Source organism: Salegentibacter profundi (genome assembly GCF_054121475.1).
Genome location: NZ_JBSYGG010000013.1, coordinates 42,565 through 56,866, shown reverse-complemented (window position 1 = coordinate 56,866; position 14,302 = coordinate 42,565). Strand labels below are relative to the sequence as shown.

The window sequence follows — 14,302 nt, the reverse complement described above, 5'->3', positions numbered from 1 at the left end:
TTAACAATCTTAATATTAATTGCCCGCCCTGTAAAAAGGCGAGCAATTTGAAAAGCTTTATTTAAATTTTGGCTTTAAATTTTTAGAATGCACCACGGAAGCTTGAATAGGTCCAGCCAAAAACCGAAAGGTCTGCACCTACCGTTTCCTGGTCTTGTTCTACTGCTGTAGCAAAAGTGGCTGCATCGCTAGAGAAATCTGTATTTTCTGTGGTGTCTTCAAAAATTGATGAAACACTGTCTACGCCGTCTGATAAAACAATTTCCCAGGCAGAAAAGCTTAAGCTTCCATCGGTATAGTTTGCAGCAGATCCGGCATCGTCAATTTCTACATTCTGGGTGTCGTTAAAACCTCTTAGGTAGACGTTGTTGAAGGCTCCCATTGCACCATCTCTTAGATCTGCTATTGCACCAGATGGAGCGTTGGCATCTCCAAGAATGGTTAGATCCTGGATGATAAAGGCTCCTTCAAGAGTGCCTTCAGGCCCGTCAATTTCTAAAGCGTGATCAGACTCGGCACCTTGTATTGCTAAGGCGTTTGTAATAGTTCCAGAGTAAGCCATGTCAATATCAAGCCCATCATCTCCACCAGCGAACACCACAACGTTGCTCGTGTTTACGGTGCCACCAAACCATTCAATTCCATCGTCTACATTCCCCACTACTTCAACGTGATCTATTACAGTTCCTGCGCCAACACCGCCAAGGGTTAGGCCATTAATTTCGTTTCCGGAACCGATTAATGCACCTCCGTGACGAATAGATACATATTTAAATACACCTGAATCATCATTTGGATCGTTGCCACCAAATCTGCCAAAGTCATCATCGGCTGGAATTCCTTCAATTTGAGATTCTTCAGAGTCACCTTCAAAAGAACTCGGAGCATTTCCTAGAATCAGTACACCGCCCCAAAGGCCACGATCATTTTCGTCAAGGTTTGACCCTTGTTTTTCTCCAAGATTGATATTATCATTTATAGAGGTGAAGATAATCGGCTCCTGCGCAGTGCCTTCAGCCATAATTTTTCCACCTCGGGCTACTATCAAGGCAGAAGCCAGAGAACCAGTGCCTTCTTGTCCTTTTATAATTGTTCCTGGTTCAATGGTAAGTGTAGCTCCCTCACCTACCACGAATTTTCCATTAAGCTCCCAAATTATATCATTGGTTAAGGTAAAGTCATTCATCAATAAACCCGAAAGGTCTTCATCTATCGGAGTTCCTCCATCCACTTCATCTCCCTCACATGGAGCACATGGACCGCCGCAGTCTATGCCAGTTTCGTTACCATTTTGGGTTCCATCGGTGCAAGTAGCAAGTTGTTCAATTGGCATATCATCATCTTGGCTACAGCTGGTTAAGCCTAATAGAGCAATCGCTATCCCTGCAATAATCAGTTTTTTCATAAGTCAAAAATTTAGTTTTGTTTCTGTATTTAATTCAGGGCAAATAAACAAGCTAAGTTTAAGTACGGTCTTAGCTAAAGTTTAAGCTTATGTTATTCCAATTCCTTGAATGTTATGATTGGGTTTATTTCCTGGACTTTGTATGGATAAACAAGCCGAAGTTTAAAATGAATTTGCTATAAAAACTCTTGGAAAGGTCTGATAATAAAAGCCTTCGAATAAATTTCCTTATATTACCTTAAAGTTAAGACTTCAATGGAAAGAATAATTGGTAGGAATTTATACTTACTTTTACTTCGAAATATGAATCCAATTATTTACTGATGAAAAAGAGTGACATTAAAATTCTTTTGGTAGACGATGAGCCTGATATTCTTGAAATTGTAGGCTATAATCTTAAGACCGAAGGTTACCAGGTTATTACAGCAGAAAATGGGGCCGATGGAGTGAAACTAGCAAAAAAACATAAACCACAGCTTATCATTCTTGACGTAATGATGCCTGAGATGGATGGTATCGAAGCCTGTGAGCAAATAAGAAAAATTGCCGGGCTGGAAGAAACGATTATCACCTTTCTGACGGCAAGAGGGGAAGATTACTCTCAAATGGCAGGTTTTGATGCGGGTGCTGATGATTATATAACTAAACCCATTAAACCAAAAGTTTTAGTAAGTAAAGTAAAAGCACTTTTACGACGCTTTAGAGATGACGATAGTTCGACCAATATTCTTAAAATAGGAGAATTAACTATAGATCGGGATCAGTATAAAGTAGTTAAGGAAGGACAGGAGTTAATTCTGCCTCGAAAAGAATTTGAATTGCTATCTCTGCTTACCTCAAAACCAGGGAAGGTCTTTAAAAGAGAAGATATTCTTGATAAGGTTTGGGGGAATGAGGTTATAGTCGGTGGGCGAACTATTGACGTCCATATCCGAAAATTACGTGAAAAAATTGGAGATGATTCTTTTAAGACCGTAAAAGGTGTTGGTTATAAGTTCGTGATTTAATGGCTAAAAAATTCAAACGATCATATAAATTTGCAGTTAAAACCTCGTTGTATATCACCGTTTTCCTTTCGGTGGCAGTTACACTTTTTGCTATTTTTACTACCGGATTTGAATGGTTGCCAATTGTGATTTTGGCCCTGATCACCTATCTTTTCTCTTTTTTTATTATCCAATACCGGGTGGAACATTTCATTTATAAAAGAATAAAAAAAATCTACGACAATGTTTCCCTTTTGGACTCCACAACATTAAGTCCCAGTCAGGTCACTACAGATATGGCTTCCCTTACCAGGGAGGTGGAAAGATTTGCAGAGTATAATAAACTGGAAATCGAAACACTGAAAGTTCGAGAAGCTTACCGGAAAGAGTTTATGGGGAACGTATCCCATGAATTGAAAACACCTCTTTTTACTGTTCAAGGGTACATCCTTACCTTGCTAGATGGAGCGATTAAAGACAAAGCCGTGCGAAAAAAATATTTGCAGCGTGCCAATAAAGGGGTGGAACGGCTGATTTATATCGTGAAAGATCTGGATATGATCACCAAACTTGAGGCTGGCGAGCTCCACCTTAATTTTGAAGACTTCAATATTATAGATTTGGTACAGAACTCATTTGACCTGCTTGAAATGAAGGCGGCAAAAAAGAATATAACCCTGACCTTTGATATGGCATATAGTGCTCCTGTAATGGTACGGGCAGATCGTGACCGAATTCAACAGGTGGTTTCCAATCTTATCGTGAATTCAATTAAATATGGGAAGAAAGGCGGAACAACCGAAGTTAGTATAGAGAACCTGATAAAAAATAAAGTGATTGTTCGAATTACTGATAATGGAGAAGGTATTGAGCAAGAGAATATCCCCCGATTATTTGAAAGATTTTACCGGGTCGATAAAAGTGGAAGCCGAAAAGAAGGTGGATCTGGTTTGGGGCTTTCAATCGTTAAACATATCATTGAAGCACACAATGAGAAAATTTACGTTGAGAGTGTCTTTGGGGTGGGGAGTGAATTTTCATTTACCCTCGAAAAGAGCAAAGAGGTTCCTAAAGTCAGTGACAAATCCAAAGTCTTTAAAACCGCTAAAACTCTTTAGTCTTTTTAATTCTGAAATTTTAAAATCAGCCTGATGACAGTAAGGTGCTATGCCAAGTTTGTCTATGCGCTCGGCCAAATATTCCTGTTCAAATTGTCCAGGTGTAGGAATTAAAAATGCTTTTTTTTCAAGTTTGGAAAGATCCATAAGCGAAGTATACCCAGACCTGCAGACAATAGTCTCACTGGAATTAATTGCATCTTCCAACTCCTGTCCGAAAAGGTAATTTCGTATGATTAAATTAGGATTGTCACATTCTAATTTAGGTTCACTTTCTATTAATACACCCCTTACATACAGGATCTCCTCGGAAGTTTTTTTCAATTCTTTTAGGAGAATTTTTTCCAGGAAGGATCGTTGAGGTTCAGGTCCTGAAAGGATGACCATTATCTTGAACTTTTGCGTCAGTTTTTTTTTACCGAACCTGCTTAATGGGCCAATATATTTAACTTGTTCAGGATTTTTTTTCATATGGCCTAAAATGCCACTTAAGTTTTTTGGACCGGGTAGATCTGGTACCCAGCATTGATCAAATTTCCTGATATATTTCTGGTGAAGTCTACTGCTTAACCAGCTAGTGTTTCCTGAAAGAACATTGAGCTGGTGGGTGATAAAAACGCTTTTAAGATATTTATAGCGTACCCCAAGACGGTTATCCGAAATGATACCATTTAGATTATGCTTTTCTACCAGCCGCCTTGTACACTCTTTTTCAGTTTTTATTACCTTCATGATTCTGGGGCTCTCTAGAAAAAGTTTCCACTTTAATAGATTCGGTGACCTGCTGTACTCAATATTGTAAGATGGAAGTGTTTCTGTTATAAGATCAGGAAATTCTTTTTTTAATAAGGTGAGAGCGGCTCCATCCGAAGCTAAAATTGGCTCATACCTATTGGCGATTAATTCGTGGATAAGCGGTATACACCGGGTTGCATGACCTAGCCCCCAGTTAAGTACAGCAACTAAAATTCGCTTCCTCTTCATATATGTTTCTAATATGCCCCACCTGTATGCTAAATTCCTTAATTTTGTCAAAATTTCAAACAAACAGTGGGTAGTAAAAATAAGTTAAAACGATTTAGGGAAAACGAAAGTTTTGAAAATGTTATTCAACCTTCTCGAACATTACTGGAAAGGGATGAATTTAAATTGAAAGGAAAATGGAGAAAGGAGTTTTTCAGAAATAATAACCCGATTGTATTAGAACTTGGATGTGGGAAAGGTGAGTATAGTATAGGGCTTGCACAATATTATCCCAACCGGAACTTTATAGGAATTGATATTAAGGGCGCCCGTTTTTGGCGAGGAGCAAAGACTGCCCTAGAAGATAATTTGGAAAATGTAGCCTTTGTCCGAACCCAGATAGAACTTATCGATAAGATTTTTGCCAAAAATGAAGTGGATGAGATATGGATAACCTTCCCTGACCCACAAATCAAATATAAACGTACCAAGCATCGTCTAACAAATGCAGGTTTTTTAGAGAAATATAAATATATTATGAAGGAAAACGGCCTTGTGAACCTTAAGACCGATAGTGAATTCATGCATGGGTATACCTTAGGTCTCTTACATGGACAGGGTCAGGAAATTATATATGCACATCACGATATTTATAGAAATGAATACTCACCTAAAGAAGTGAGGGAAATCCAGACTTTCTATGAAAAGCAGTATCTTGAACAAGGAAAACCTATTACCTATATTCAATTTAGGATAAAATAGCTTCTTTTGGAGGAAACGAAACTCTTTCTTATCACCTATTTTGCAGCCCTTGTCGGGGTAATTCCTCCAGGTCTGGTTAATATGACTGTTGCCAAGACATGTGTTGAAGAAGGGAAACGAAATGGCTTATACGTCGCTTTTGGAGCTTCCTGCATTGTCTTTTTACAAGCGCTTATCGCGGTTCTTTTAGCAAAATACATATTTGATAATGCCTTTGTGCAAAGCATTCTTTTGCGTGCCGGCCTGGTAATTTTTATATTGCTGGGGATATACTTTTTGCTGATGGCCAAAAGACGGGGCGGAATAGAACATACTTCCCGGAAGGCTAATGCCAACAGTATCTTTAAAGGCATGCTGATTTCAGTTCTTAATTTATTTCCTATCCCTTATTTTGTAGCCATAGCTGGTGCATTAAATGTGGGAGTGGGGGTCACTTATGATTGGTCCCTGATTATGGCTTTTGTCCTGGCTGCCTCTCTTGGTAGTTTCACCACCCTTTATTTCTACGTATTGTCCTTTATGAAAATCGAGAAGTATGCTGATAGGTTCGCTGAATATTCCAATTATTTTATGGCAGGTCTAATGCTCATCTTAATAATTATAACGGTTGTTAGAATTTACAACTTATGATTGCTGAAGAGAAGAATTTTTTTGATAAAGTGTATGAGATCGTGCGGAGGATCCCTACGGGTCAAGTTACCTCCTATGGCGCCATAGCCAGGGCTATAGGTTCACCGCAAAGTGCCAGGATGGTGGGCTGGGCAATGAATGCCTCTCATAAAATGGAAGGGATACCAGCCCACCGGGTGGTAAACCGGAAAGGTCTTCTTAGCGGTAAACATCATTTTGGAGACACCAATGCTATGCGGAATTTACTCGAGGAGGAAGGCATACCTGTTAAGGATAATAAGGTTGTAGATTTTGAAAAATATTTCTGGGATCCTTCGGCCAGTAATCAAGTTTAATTTTGTTTATAAAATCCTTTTATAACTCCATTAATCAATTATAGGTAATTACTTCGTTTTCTTAGCTTTTCCGCCTATATTTGCATTTAGAATCAGTCTATATAAGACTGATTTTTAAAACTTTGATTACAGAATTTATTGTAAGGACTGGGACTTTTCTGCGGCAAATCACAGGCCTTATGCCCAAAATATTATTAAGATGAAATTAGATAGAAAAGATATCCTTAAAGCCCTAGAGACTATTTCAGTTGCCGGTGATGGTAAAAATATGGTTGAAAGTGGAGCAGTTCAGAATATCATGACCTTCGGTGATGAAGTGGTTGTAGACCTTGTTTTAAACACACCTGCGCTTCACATTAAAAAACGTGCTGAGGTGGATGTATTGAAGGCTATTCACGAACATGTTTATCAAAAAGCAAAAGTAAAAGTAAATATAAAAGTAAATACCCCCGAAAAGAAACCGGAAATTAAGGGGAAACAGATTCCGGGAATCAGTAATATTATTGCTGTGGCCTCAGGTAAAGGTGGTGTTGGAAAGTCTACAGTTACGGCAAATATGGCGGTATCACTTTCAAAAATGGGCTTTAAAGTTGGGCTGTTAGACGCTGATATTTATGGACCTTCAGCGCCTATTATGTTTGATGTTGAAGCCGAAAAACCGCTTTCGGTAAATATAGACGGAAAATCAAAGATGAAACCTGTCGAAAATTATGGGGTCAAAATCCTTTCTATTGGATTTTTTACCCAACCAAATCAGGCTGTAGTATGGAGGGGCCCAATGGCTGCTAAGGCACTTAATCAAATGATTTTTGATGCGGCTTGGGGTGAGCTAGATTTTCTTCTAATCGATCTGCCACCAGGAACCGGTGATATCCATCTTTCGATAATGCAATCCTTGCCTATTACAGGTGCTGTAGTGGTAAGTACCCCTCAAAATGTGGCTTTAGCCGATGCAAAGAAAGGAGTGGCAATGTTTCGTCAGGAAAGCATAAACGTTCCCGTTTTGGGATTAATAGAGAATATGGCTTATTTTACCCCGGAAGAGTTACCTGATAATAAATATTATATTTTCGGTATGCACGGAGCTAGAAATCTTGCTCAGGACTTAGACACTCCATTTTTAGGTGAAATTCCGTTAGTGCAAAGTTTGCGCGAATCGGGGGATATAGGGCGGCCTGCTGCTCTGCAGAATGGAACTCCTACCGAAGCTGCCTTTGAGGAGATTACCAGAAATATGGTGCAGCAAACGGTAAATCGTAACCAAAGCCTACCGCCTACCGAAGCAATTAAGATCACCACTATGGCCGGTTGTAGTGCCGTTAATAAAAAATAGATGACAAGCGAAGAATTAAAACTTAATGTGGAGAAGGCCCTGGCTGAAATTCGTCCTTTTCTAGAAAGTGATGGAGGCAATATTTCCCTGGTTTCAATCGAAGATGACCGGTTGGTAAAGGTTCAGCTGGAAGGAGCCTGTGTGGGTTGTTCTGTAAACCAGATGACTCTTAAATCTGGGGTGGAAATGACCATTAAGAAATACGCTCCACAAATAGAGCAGGTTGTTAATATTGAAAAGTAGTCGGGCGGGATTGCCTTAAATGAAAAAGAAGAATGATTAAAACCGATATACTTATCATTGGTGCTGGACCAACAGGGCTATTTGCCGTTTTTGAAGCCGGATTGCTAAAGCTTAAATGTCATTTGATCGATGCTTTAGCTCAACCAGGAGGCCAATGTTCAGAAATTTATCCTAAGAAACCTATTTATGATATTCCTGGTTTTCCGGAGGTGCTTGCCGGAGACCTAGTGGATAATCTCATGGAACAGATTAAACCATTCGAACCTGGTTTTACCTTGGGAGAACGGGCAGAGACCATAGATAAATTGGAAGATGGAAGTTTTATCGTAACCACAAATAAAGGAACAAAACATCACGCTCCCGTTGTGGTAATTGCTGGAGGACTCGGAAGCTTTGAGCCAAGAAAGCCCCCAATTGCTAATATACAGCAGTATGAAGAAAACGGGGTAGCTTATATTATTCGCGATCCAGAGATCTACCGTAACAAGAGGGTAGTTATTGCCGGTGGAGGTGACTCTGCTTTAGACTGGGCTATTTATTTAGCTGAAATTGCTTCGGAGGTTTCCCTTATTCACCGTAGAAAAGATTTTCGTGGTGCCCTGGATTCAGTAGAAAAAGTAGAGAAGCTCTCTAAAGAAGGCAAAGTTAAGCTGATTACAGAAGCGGAGGTTACCGATTTGAAGGGGGAATCAAAACTTGAGAGTGTTGTAATCTCCCATCGTGACCGGGCTTCAGAAAAAGATGTGAAGGAGACTGATTATTTTATTCCATTATTCGGACTTTCCCCAAAGCTAGGTCCCATTGCAGATTGGGGATTGGAAATCGAGAAAAATGCGATAAAGGTTGATAATACTTATGATTATCAAACCAATATTCCAGGAATCTATGCCATTGGGGATGTGAATACTTATCCAGGAAAGTTAAAGCTTATCCTATGTGGTTTTCACGAGGCCGCGATCATGTGTCAGAGTGCCTACCAACGTATCTTTCCAGACAAAAAGTATGTAATGAAATACACTACGGTTAGTGGGATTAATGGCTTTGATGGAAGTAAAAAAGAAGCAAAAAGAGAAATTGTAAAAAGTATAAACTAGAGGATGTCTGATATTAAGATCACAATTATAGACAGGGAAGGTGAAGCTCACCGGGTAGATGCTCCTACCGATATGAATATGAACCTTATGGAAATTATCCGCTCATATGAGTTGGCTCCAGAGGGTACCATTGGGATTTGTGGAGGAATGGCAATGTGTGCTTCTTGCCAATGTTATATGCTTAATTATGAGCACCTATTACCGGAAAAAAGTTATGAAGAAGAGGATATGTTGGATCAGGCGTTTTTTGTGGAAGACAACAGCCGGTTAAGTTGCCAGATCCCTATTACGGAAGAACTAGAAGGTCTGGAAGTCAAGATAGCTCCTGTAACTCCTTAATTTGAAAAAGAGAATTTAAACGGCAAGTTTTTAACCTGATGGTTCTTTAAAAGCTACCAGTTAGCTCAGTTTTAACCCCTTCCATTAAGTTTCGTTGATTCTGGGCAATTACCTCAGCTATTAATTTTGTATCATCCCATTTCCGAGGACTTTTTCTGCAGAGCATTTCCACTATCCTAAAAGCAGGGACAAAGTCGTTTTGGGTTTGCATGCCTAGGAAATGCTTTAGTAATTTAAGGTCTGTCTTTGCATCCATCTCGATTTTTGGAATTTCGTTAAGTAAATTAAAATTACTCATAACTACTGAACTGTAAGCAAAGGCTGCAGCTATCTTATGAGGTTCCCCTTCAGAAATAATTTCAAATATAGTTTTAATATATTTTTTTATACAAAGCGGAAGTTTAGAAGCGGCAATAATCAGAAAGATGTCTGTACCATGACTCACGTGCCTAAGAAAATTCGTGATATTTTCTGTCTTGGCACCAGTGGCGGCCATTGCATCAAGGTACATCTCAAATTTGCTTTGATGTTCCCCGAAGTAATTCATTGCGGTTTCCTCCTCAAGGTTCACTTTATTAATTAGAAATCGGAGTTCAGGATCACCCACAGGGAGCCATGGATTTGTGGTTTTTGTAAACTCTTCTTTTAAAGAATTAAGCAATGACATGCTGGCCCAAACCTCAAAAATCTCATGCTCCATATAAACCTTTAACTGCTCTTTAGTATTGATATGTTGATGAATGGTGGAGTTCGTTAAATTTTTTAATCCTAAATTAAAATTTTGGTTTATTTCTTGTATCATTTTTTCTATCTCCATAGGGTCTCAAAAGTAAAAGCTATAGAGGGGAAATAAAAATCTTAAGGATAGAATCTCCTTAATATCCAACAAATTAGGATATATTAAAATTATGAGGATACAGGCAAGCTATTCATTTCATATTCTGGTGTTTTATTCCAATAAATCGAAGGATTATTTACAACTGGAAGGGGTGGTTTCTAAAAAACCGAAACCACTGAAAACCGAGTGCTGTGAGAAATACAAAAAGGGCAAACGTTGTAAGCGTTGCCCTTGTTTTGATCTTTTGGATAATTCTTGATTATCTAATTAAAATGCTGGTATCCCGGTAATGTCCATTCCGGTAATTAATAGATGAATATCATGGGTCCCTTCGTAAGTGATCACACTCTCAAGGTTCATCATATGACGCATTATACTATATTCACCAGTAATCCCCATTCCTCCTAAAATCTGCCTGGCATCGCGGGCAATATTGATAGCCATTTCAACATTATTTCTCTTGGCCATTGAGATCTGAGCAGATGTAGCTTTGCCTTCATTTCTTAATACGCCAAGTCTCCATGCCATTAATTGGGCTTTTGTGATTTCTGTAATCATTTCCGCCAGTTTTTTCTGCTGAAGTTGTTTCCCGCCAATGGGCTTATCAAACTGAACTCTTTCCTTAGCATACCTTAATGCCGTATCATAACAATCCATTGCTGCCCCAATAGCTCCCCAGGCAATACCAAACCTTGCAGAGTCCAGGCAGCCAAGGGGCGCACCAAGTCCACTTTTATTCGGCATTAGATTTTCTTTTGGAATTTTGACATTATCGAAAATTAGTTCTCCAGTAGCGCTGGCGCGCAGGGACCATTTATTATGGGTCTCAGGGGTAGAAAAACCTTCCATTCCGCGTTCTACAATCAGACCGTGAATACGGCCTTCTTCGTTTTTTGCCCATACAATGGCAATATCAGCAAAGGGTGCATTGGAGATCCACATCTTGGCTCCGTTGAGTAAGTAATGATCTCCTTTATCTTTAAAATTGGTGACCATCCCACCGGGGTTGGAACCGTAATCAGGTTCAGTAAGGCCAAAACATCCCATGATCTCACCACTGGCAAGTTTTGGTAGGTACTTTTCCTTTTGCTGTTCTGTTCCATACTTAAAAATGGGATACATTACCAGGGAAGATTGTACTGAAGCTGTAGAACGCACTCCACTGTCCCCTCTTTCTATTTCCTGCATAATGAGTCCGTAAGAGATTTGATCGAGTCCTGATCCACCATATTCTTCAGGTATGTATGGACCAAAAGCACCAATTTCAGCGAGCCCAGCTATGATAGATTTAGGAAATTCAGCCTTTTGGGCAGCATCTTCAATTATTGGAGATATTTCGCGTTTCACCCATTCCCGGGCAGCGTCACGAACCATTTTATGTTCATCGGTTAAAAGCTCATCAAGATTATAATAATCAGGCGCTTGAAATAGATCTGGTCTCATCTTGTGTAGTGTTTTACACAAATGTAGCCAAGCTTTTAATAGCAAACAATTTTAAAATTATAATTTAAGATAGAACTCCTTCACCATATTTTTGTAGGCTTCCGTATACTTATGGCGGGAAATTTCAATAGTAAGTTCATTTTCTTCCGGGTTGATGTTTTTAAAACTAAAACACAACAAGCTTCTTTTAATGTCCGATTTATCTGTTCCGCGAACTCTGGTAACTTTCTTTGGAAAGAGAGCAAATTCTCTGGCTAACGCTATAAAATTAGCTTCTTCCTTGTTGGGGATAATAATGTTGAATTCTCCTTCAGGATGAAGTAGTTTTGAAATTCCTTCTACTAATCCTGGAAATGGCAAAGCATTATAAAACCTGGCATTTCGTCTAGCCATGGTGATGGAGTTCTCCTTGCTGCTATGCCTTAAAGGGGGCTCATAAAATGGGGGATTGGTTACTATTAAATCATATTTTTCCTCCTCCTGCATTTCTTCTACGAACTCGTCAAAGCCAGCATGATAACAGAAGAGCCGATCATTCCATTGACTGTTCTCAAAATTTTCTACAGCTTGTTCAAAAGCCTCCTTATCGAGTTCCAGAGCGTCTATAAGTTCAGCAGAACAACGTTGGGCGAGCATTAAAGCAATTAGACCTGTCCCTGTGCCTATATCCAAGATGCTATTGGGCTGGTGTTTTATCGGTGTCCATGCACCAAGAAGAACCCCGTCTGTTCCAATTTTCATGGCACACCGATCTTGTTCTATTTTGAATTCTTTAAACTGAAAAGCCTTGTTGGACATTGTGTAAAAATAAAAAACCGCTTCTGTTTAAGGAAGCGGTTTGCGATTTATGTAAGTTTTTAACCTGCGTGAAAACATTTAATTATTCTCCTAGAGCAACTCTTTTGAAACCTACAACTTCAAGATCAGTGTTTACAGATTTCACGTAATCCGAAACGCTTTGCTTACTGTCCTTGATATATGCCTGGTTAACCAGCGTATTGTCCTTGAAGAATCTTTTGATCTTACCTTTTGCGATATTGTCTAGCATTTCTTCAGGTTTGCCTTCCTGGCGAAGTTGGTCTTTTGCAATTTCAACTTCTTTCTCGATTGTGCTTTGGTCGACACCTTCTTCATTAAGGGCAACTGGATTCATCGCAGCAGCTTGCATAGAAACATTTTTAGCTGCTTCTTCTACACCATCAACATTTTTGGAAAGCCCTGTGATTACAGCGATTTTATTACCCGCGTGGATGTAAGAACCAACGAATGGAGCTTCAAGGGTTTTAAAGGCACCAATTTCAATTTTCTCACCAATAACTCCGGTTTGCTCAGTTAATTTATCTTCAACACTCATTCCCTGGTAATCTGCTTTAAGGAACTCTTCTTTTGAATTATAATTTAGAGCGAGTTCAGCGAAATCATTAGCCAGTTTCACGAAATCATCATTTTTGGCAACAAAATCGGTCTCACAGTTTAGAGATATAATAATTCCCTTTGTATTTTCCTCGTTTGTTTTTGCTATTGCAGCACCTTCTGAAGAGTCTCTGTCAGCTCTTTTTGCAGCAACTTTCTGACCCTTTTTACGAAGTACCTCAATGGCTTTATCGAAATCACCATCGGTTTCTACCAATGCTTTTTTACAATCCATCATTCCCGCACCGGTAGCTTTTCTCAATTTATTTACTTCTGCAGCAGTTATTTTAGCCATAATATTGTATGTTATTAAAAAGTCGTTTAGAAACTAACTCAGAAAGAAAGGACTAAACGACTTTTAGATTTTATAAAAAATATTGGTTTATTCTTCTTCGTTAGATGATTTTGCCTTATCAAGAGTTTCTTGCTTATCTTCAAGTTTTACTTCTTGTTGGGCTTCCTTCATTGCTTTTTTGTCTTCAGCATCTTTAGAAGGGACCTCTGCATCTTCTGTTTTAGCTACTTTAGCTTTAGGAGCTTTAGGAGCTTTTTCCTCTTTCTCTTCTTTTTCAGCTTTCTTAGTCTCTTTGTTAGCTTTTCTTTCAGAAAGGCCTTCTACGATAGCGTCAGCTGCGTAAGAAACCACCTTGTTGATAGATTTTGAAGCGTCATCGTTGGAAGGAATAACATATTCAACCTCACGAGGATCTGAGTTGGTATCTACCATTGCGAAAATTGGAATGTTTAATTTCTGAGCCTCTTTAATGGCGATGTGTTCGCGGGTGATATCAACTACAAATAAAGCTCCTGGTAGCCTGCTCATTTCTGAAATGGAACCAAGGTTTTTCTCTAATTTTGCCCTAAGACGGTCTACCTGTAGGCGTTCTTTTTTAGAAAGAGTGTTGAAAGTACCATCTTTTTTCATTCGATCTATAGACGCCATTTTCTTCACAGCCTTACGGATGGTAACGAAGTTGGTAAGCATTCCACCGGGCCAACGCTCGGTGATGTAAGGCATATTTGCTTTTTCAGCTTGCTCGGCTACAATTTCTTTAGCCTGCTTTTTAGTCGCTACAAAAAGGATTTTTCTGCCGCTAGCTGCTATTTTTGCAAGTGCCTCACCGGCTTCCTGCATTTTTGCAGCACTTTTATATAGATTGATTATATGAATCCCATTGCGTTCCATATAAATATATGGGGCCATATTTGGGTTCCATCTTCTTGTAAGGTGTCCAAAGTGCACACCTGCATCAAGTAATTCTTTTACTTCTACTTTGTTTGCCATTTTTGTAATAGTTTACGTTCTGTTGAGATAGCAACAAGTAAGTGGCTATTTTAATTTAAATACGGCCTTACCTGTTTAGATGCTAAACTAACTCCCGATAGCAACCGGGATAACA

Annotated in this window: 16 protein-coding genes; 9 read left to right on the top strand and 7 right to left on the bottom strand. The window is 39.1% G+C overall.

Features of this window, described 5'->3' with window-relative positions; translation table 11 throughout:
• Positions 1-82: 82 nt before the first annotated feature.
• On the bottom strand, positions 83-1,405 hold the full coding sequence (locus tag ACW6NC_RS14070; RefSeq protein ID WP_457866948.1) for a hypothetical protein: 1,323 nt from the start codon (positions 1,403-1,405) through the stop codon (positions 83-85).
• 323 nt (positions 1,406-1,728) lie between these two features.
• On the opposite strand from ACW6NC_RS14070, the gene ACW6NC_RS14065 reads away from it, so the two are divergent.
• Both ACW6NC_RS14065 and ACW6NC_RS14060 read left to right on the top strand, forming a co-directional pair.
• Positions 1,729-2,412: a response regulator transcription factor gene (locus ACW6NC_RS14065; RefSeq protein WP_457866947.1), complete on the top strand. Its 684-nt coding sequence runs from the start codon at positions 1,729-1,731 to the stop codon at positions 2,410-2,412.
• Complete coding sequence (locus ACW6NC_RS14060) at positions 2,412-3,509, top strand: sensor histidine kinase (RefSeq protein ID WP_457866946.1); 1,098 nt, start codon at positions 2,412-2,414, stop codon at positions 3,507-3,509. Before ACW6NC_RS14065 ends, ACW6NC_RS14060 begins: the two co-directional genes overlap by 1 nt.
• Here ACW6NC_RS14060 and ACW6NC_RS14055 read toward each other — a convergent pair.
• A complete protein-coding gene (locus ACW6NC_RS14055; protein ID WP_457866945.1) occupies positions 3,429-4,493 on the bottom strand; it encodes a glycosyltransferase in 1,065 nt (354 codons plus the stop codon). The two genes, ACW6NC_RS14060 and ACW6NC_RS14055, sit on opposite strands and share 81 nt — an antisense overlap.
• A 66-nt stretch (positions 4,494-4,559) precedes the next feature.
• Here ACW6NC_RS14055 and trmB point away from each other — a divergent pair, with 66 nt between their 5' ends.
• From trmB to ACW6NC_RS14020, 7 genes are all read left to right on the top strand, one after another.
• Positions 4,560-5,234: a tRNA (guanosine(46)-N7)-methyltransferase TrmB gene (gene trmB, locus ACW6NC_RS14050; protein WP_457866943.1), complete on the top strand. Its 675-nt coding sequence runs from the start codon at positions 4,560-4,562 to the stop codon at positions 5,232-5,234.
• 6 nt (positions 5,235-5,240) lie between these two features.
• Positions 5,241-5,864, top strand: a complete 624-nt coding sequence (locus ACW6NC_RS14045; RefSeq protein WP_457866942.1) for a LysE family translocator — start codon at positions 5,241-5,243, stop codon at positions 5,862-5,864.
• Positions 5,861-6,199: an MGMT family protein gene (locus ACW6NC_RS14040; protein WP_457866940.1), complete on the top strand. Its 339-nt coding sequence runs from the start codon at positions 5,861-5,863 to the stop codon at positions 6,197-6,199. Before ACW6NC_RS14045 ends, ACW6NC_RS14040 begins: the two co-directional genes overlap by 4 nt.
• A 199-nt stretch (positions 6,200-6,398) precedes the next feature.
• Positions 6,399-7,532 (top strand): Mrp/NBP35 family ATP-binding protein, encoded by a 1,134-nt coding sequence (locus ACW6NC_RS14035; protein ID WP_457866939.1) that lies wholly within the window; start codon positions 6,399-6,401, stop codon positions 7,530-7,532.
• Entirely contained in the window at positions 7,533-7,775 is a 243-nt protein-coding gene (locus ACW6NC_RS14030) for a NifU family protein (RefSeq protein ID WP_457866937.1), read from the top strand.
• Positions 7,776-7,807: 32 nt separating this feature from the next.
• Positions 7,808-8,869 (top strand): NAD(P)/FAD-dependent oxidoreductase, encoded by a 1,062-nt coding sequence (locus tag ACW6NC_RS14025; protein WP_457866936.1) that lies wholly within the window; start codon positions 7,808-7,810, stop codon positions 8,867-8,869.
• Between the two features lie 3 nt (positions 8,870-8,872).
• Complete coding sequence (locus ACW6NC_RS14020) at positions 8,873-9,208, top strand: 2Fe-2S iron-sulfur cluster-binding protein (protein WP_457866934.1); 336 nt, start codon at positions 8,873-8,875, stop codon at positions 9,206-9,208.
• Between the two features lie 46 nt (positions 9,209-9,254).
• Here ACW6NC_RS14020 and ACW6NC_RS14015 read toward each other — a convergent pair whose 3' ends face one another.
• From ACW6NC_RS14015 to rpsB, 5 genes are all read right to left on the bottom strand, one after another.
• Complete coding sequence (locus ACW6NC_RS14015) at positions 9,255-10,010, bottom strand: DUF3050 domain-containing protein (protein WP_457866932.1); 756 nt, start codon at positions 10,008-10,010, stop codon at positions 9,255-9,257.
• Between the two features lie 303 nt (positions 10,011-10,313).
• Complete coding sequence (locus tag ACW6NC_RS14010) at positions 10,314-11,489, bottom strand: acyl-CoA dehydrogenase family protein (protein WP_457866931.1); 1,176 nt, start codon at positions 11,487-11,489, stop codon at positions 10,314-10,316.
• Positions 11,490-11,546: 57 nt separating this feature from the next.
• Positions 11,547-12,287: a tRNA1(Val) (adenine(37)-N6)-methyltransferase gene (locus ACW6NC_RS14005; RefSeq protein ID WP_457866930.1), complete on the bottom strand. Its 741-nt coding sequence runs from the start codon at positions 12,285-12,287 to the stop codon at positions 11,547-11,549.
• Positions 12,288-12,369: 82 nt separating this feature from the next.
• Positions 12,370-13,197, bottom strand: a complete 828-nt coding sequence (gene tsf, locus ACW6NC_RS14000) for a translation elongation factor Ts (RefSeq protein ID WP_457866928.1) — start codon at positions 13,195-13,197, stop codon at positions 12,370-12,372.
• 87 nt (positions 13,198-13,284) lie between these two features.
• Positions 13,285-14,187 carry a 30S ribosomal protein S2 gene (gene rpsB / locus ACW6NC_RS13995; RefSeq protein WP_457866927.1) on the bottom strand — a complete coding sequence of 301 codons (903 nt, stop codon included), beginning with the start codon at positions 14,185-14,187 and terminating at the stop codon, positions 13,285-13,287.
• Positions 14,188-14,302: the final 115 nt, after the last annotated feature.

What these genes read in the sequence shown, in the direction of transcription:
- ACW6NC_RS14070 (WP_457866948.1), bottom strand. Translation starts at nt 1,405, where the DNA reads ATGAAAAAACTGATTATTGCAGGGATAGCGATTGCTCTATTAGGCTTA.
- ACW6NC_RS14065 (WP_457866947.1), top strand. Translation starts at nt 1,729, where the DNA reads ATGAAAAAGAGTGACATTAAAATTCTTTTGGTAGACGATGAGCCTGAT.
- ACW6NC_RS14060 (WP_457866946.1), top strand. Translation starts at nt 2,412, where the DNA reads ATGGCTAAAAAATTCAAACGATCATATAAATTTGCAGTTAAAACCTCG.
- ACW6NC_RS14055 (WP_457866945.1), bottom strand. Translation starts at nt 4,493, where the DNA reads ATGAAGAGGAAGCGAATTTTAGTTGCTGTACTTAACTGGGGGCTAGGT.
- ACW6NC_RS14040 (WP_457866940.1), top strand. Translation starts at nt 5,861, where the DNA reads ATGATTGCTGAAGAGAAGAATTTTTTTGATAAAGTGTATGAGATCGTG.
- ACW6NC_RS14035 (WP_457866939.1), top strand. Translation starts at nt 6,399, where the DNA reads ATGAAATTAGATAGAAAAGATATCCTTAAAGCCCTAGAGACTATTTCA.
- ACW6NC_RS14030 (WP_457866937.1), top strand. Translation starts at nt 7,533, where the DNA reads ATGACAAGCGAAGAATTAAAACTTAATGTGGAGAAGGCCCTGGCTGAA.
- ACW6NC_RS14025 (WP_457866936.1), top strand. Translation starts at nt 7,808, where the DNA reads ATGATTAAAACCGATATACTTATCATTGGTGCTGGACCAACAGGGCTA.
- ACW6NC_RS14020 (WP_457866934.1), top strand. Translation starts at nt 8,873, where the DNA reads ATGTCTGATATTAAGATCACAATTATAGACAGGGAAGGTGAAGCTCAC.
- ACW6NC_RS14015 (WP_457866932.1), bottom strand. Translation starts at nt 10,010, where the DNA reads ATGATACAAGAAATAAACCAAAATTTTAATTTAGGATTAAAAAATTTA.
- ACW6NC_RS14010 (WP_457866931.1), bottom strand. Translation starts at nt 11,489, where the DNA reads ATGAGACCAGATCTATTTCAAGCGCCTGATTATTATAATCTTGATGAG.
- ACW6NC_RS14005 (WP_457866930.1), bottom strand. Translation starts at nt 12,287, where the DNA reads ATGTCCAACAAGGCTTTTCAGTTTAAAGAATTCAAAATAGAACAAGAT.
- tsf (WP_457866928.1), bottom strand. Translation starts at nt 13,197, where the DNA reads ATGGCTAAAATAACTGCTGCAGAAGTAAATAAATTGAGAAAAGCTACC.
- rpsB (WP_457866927.1), bottom strand. Translation starts at nt 14,187, where the DNA reads ATGGCAAACAAAGTAGAAGTAAAAGAATTACTTGATGCAGGTGTGCAC.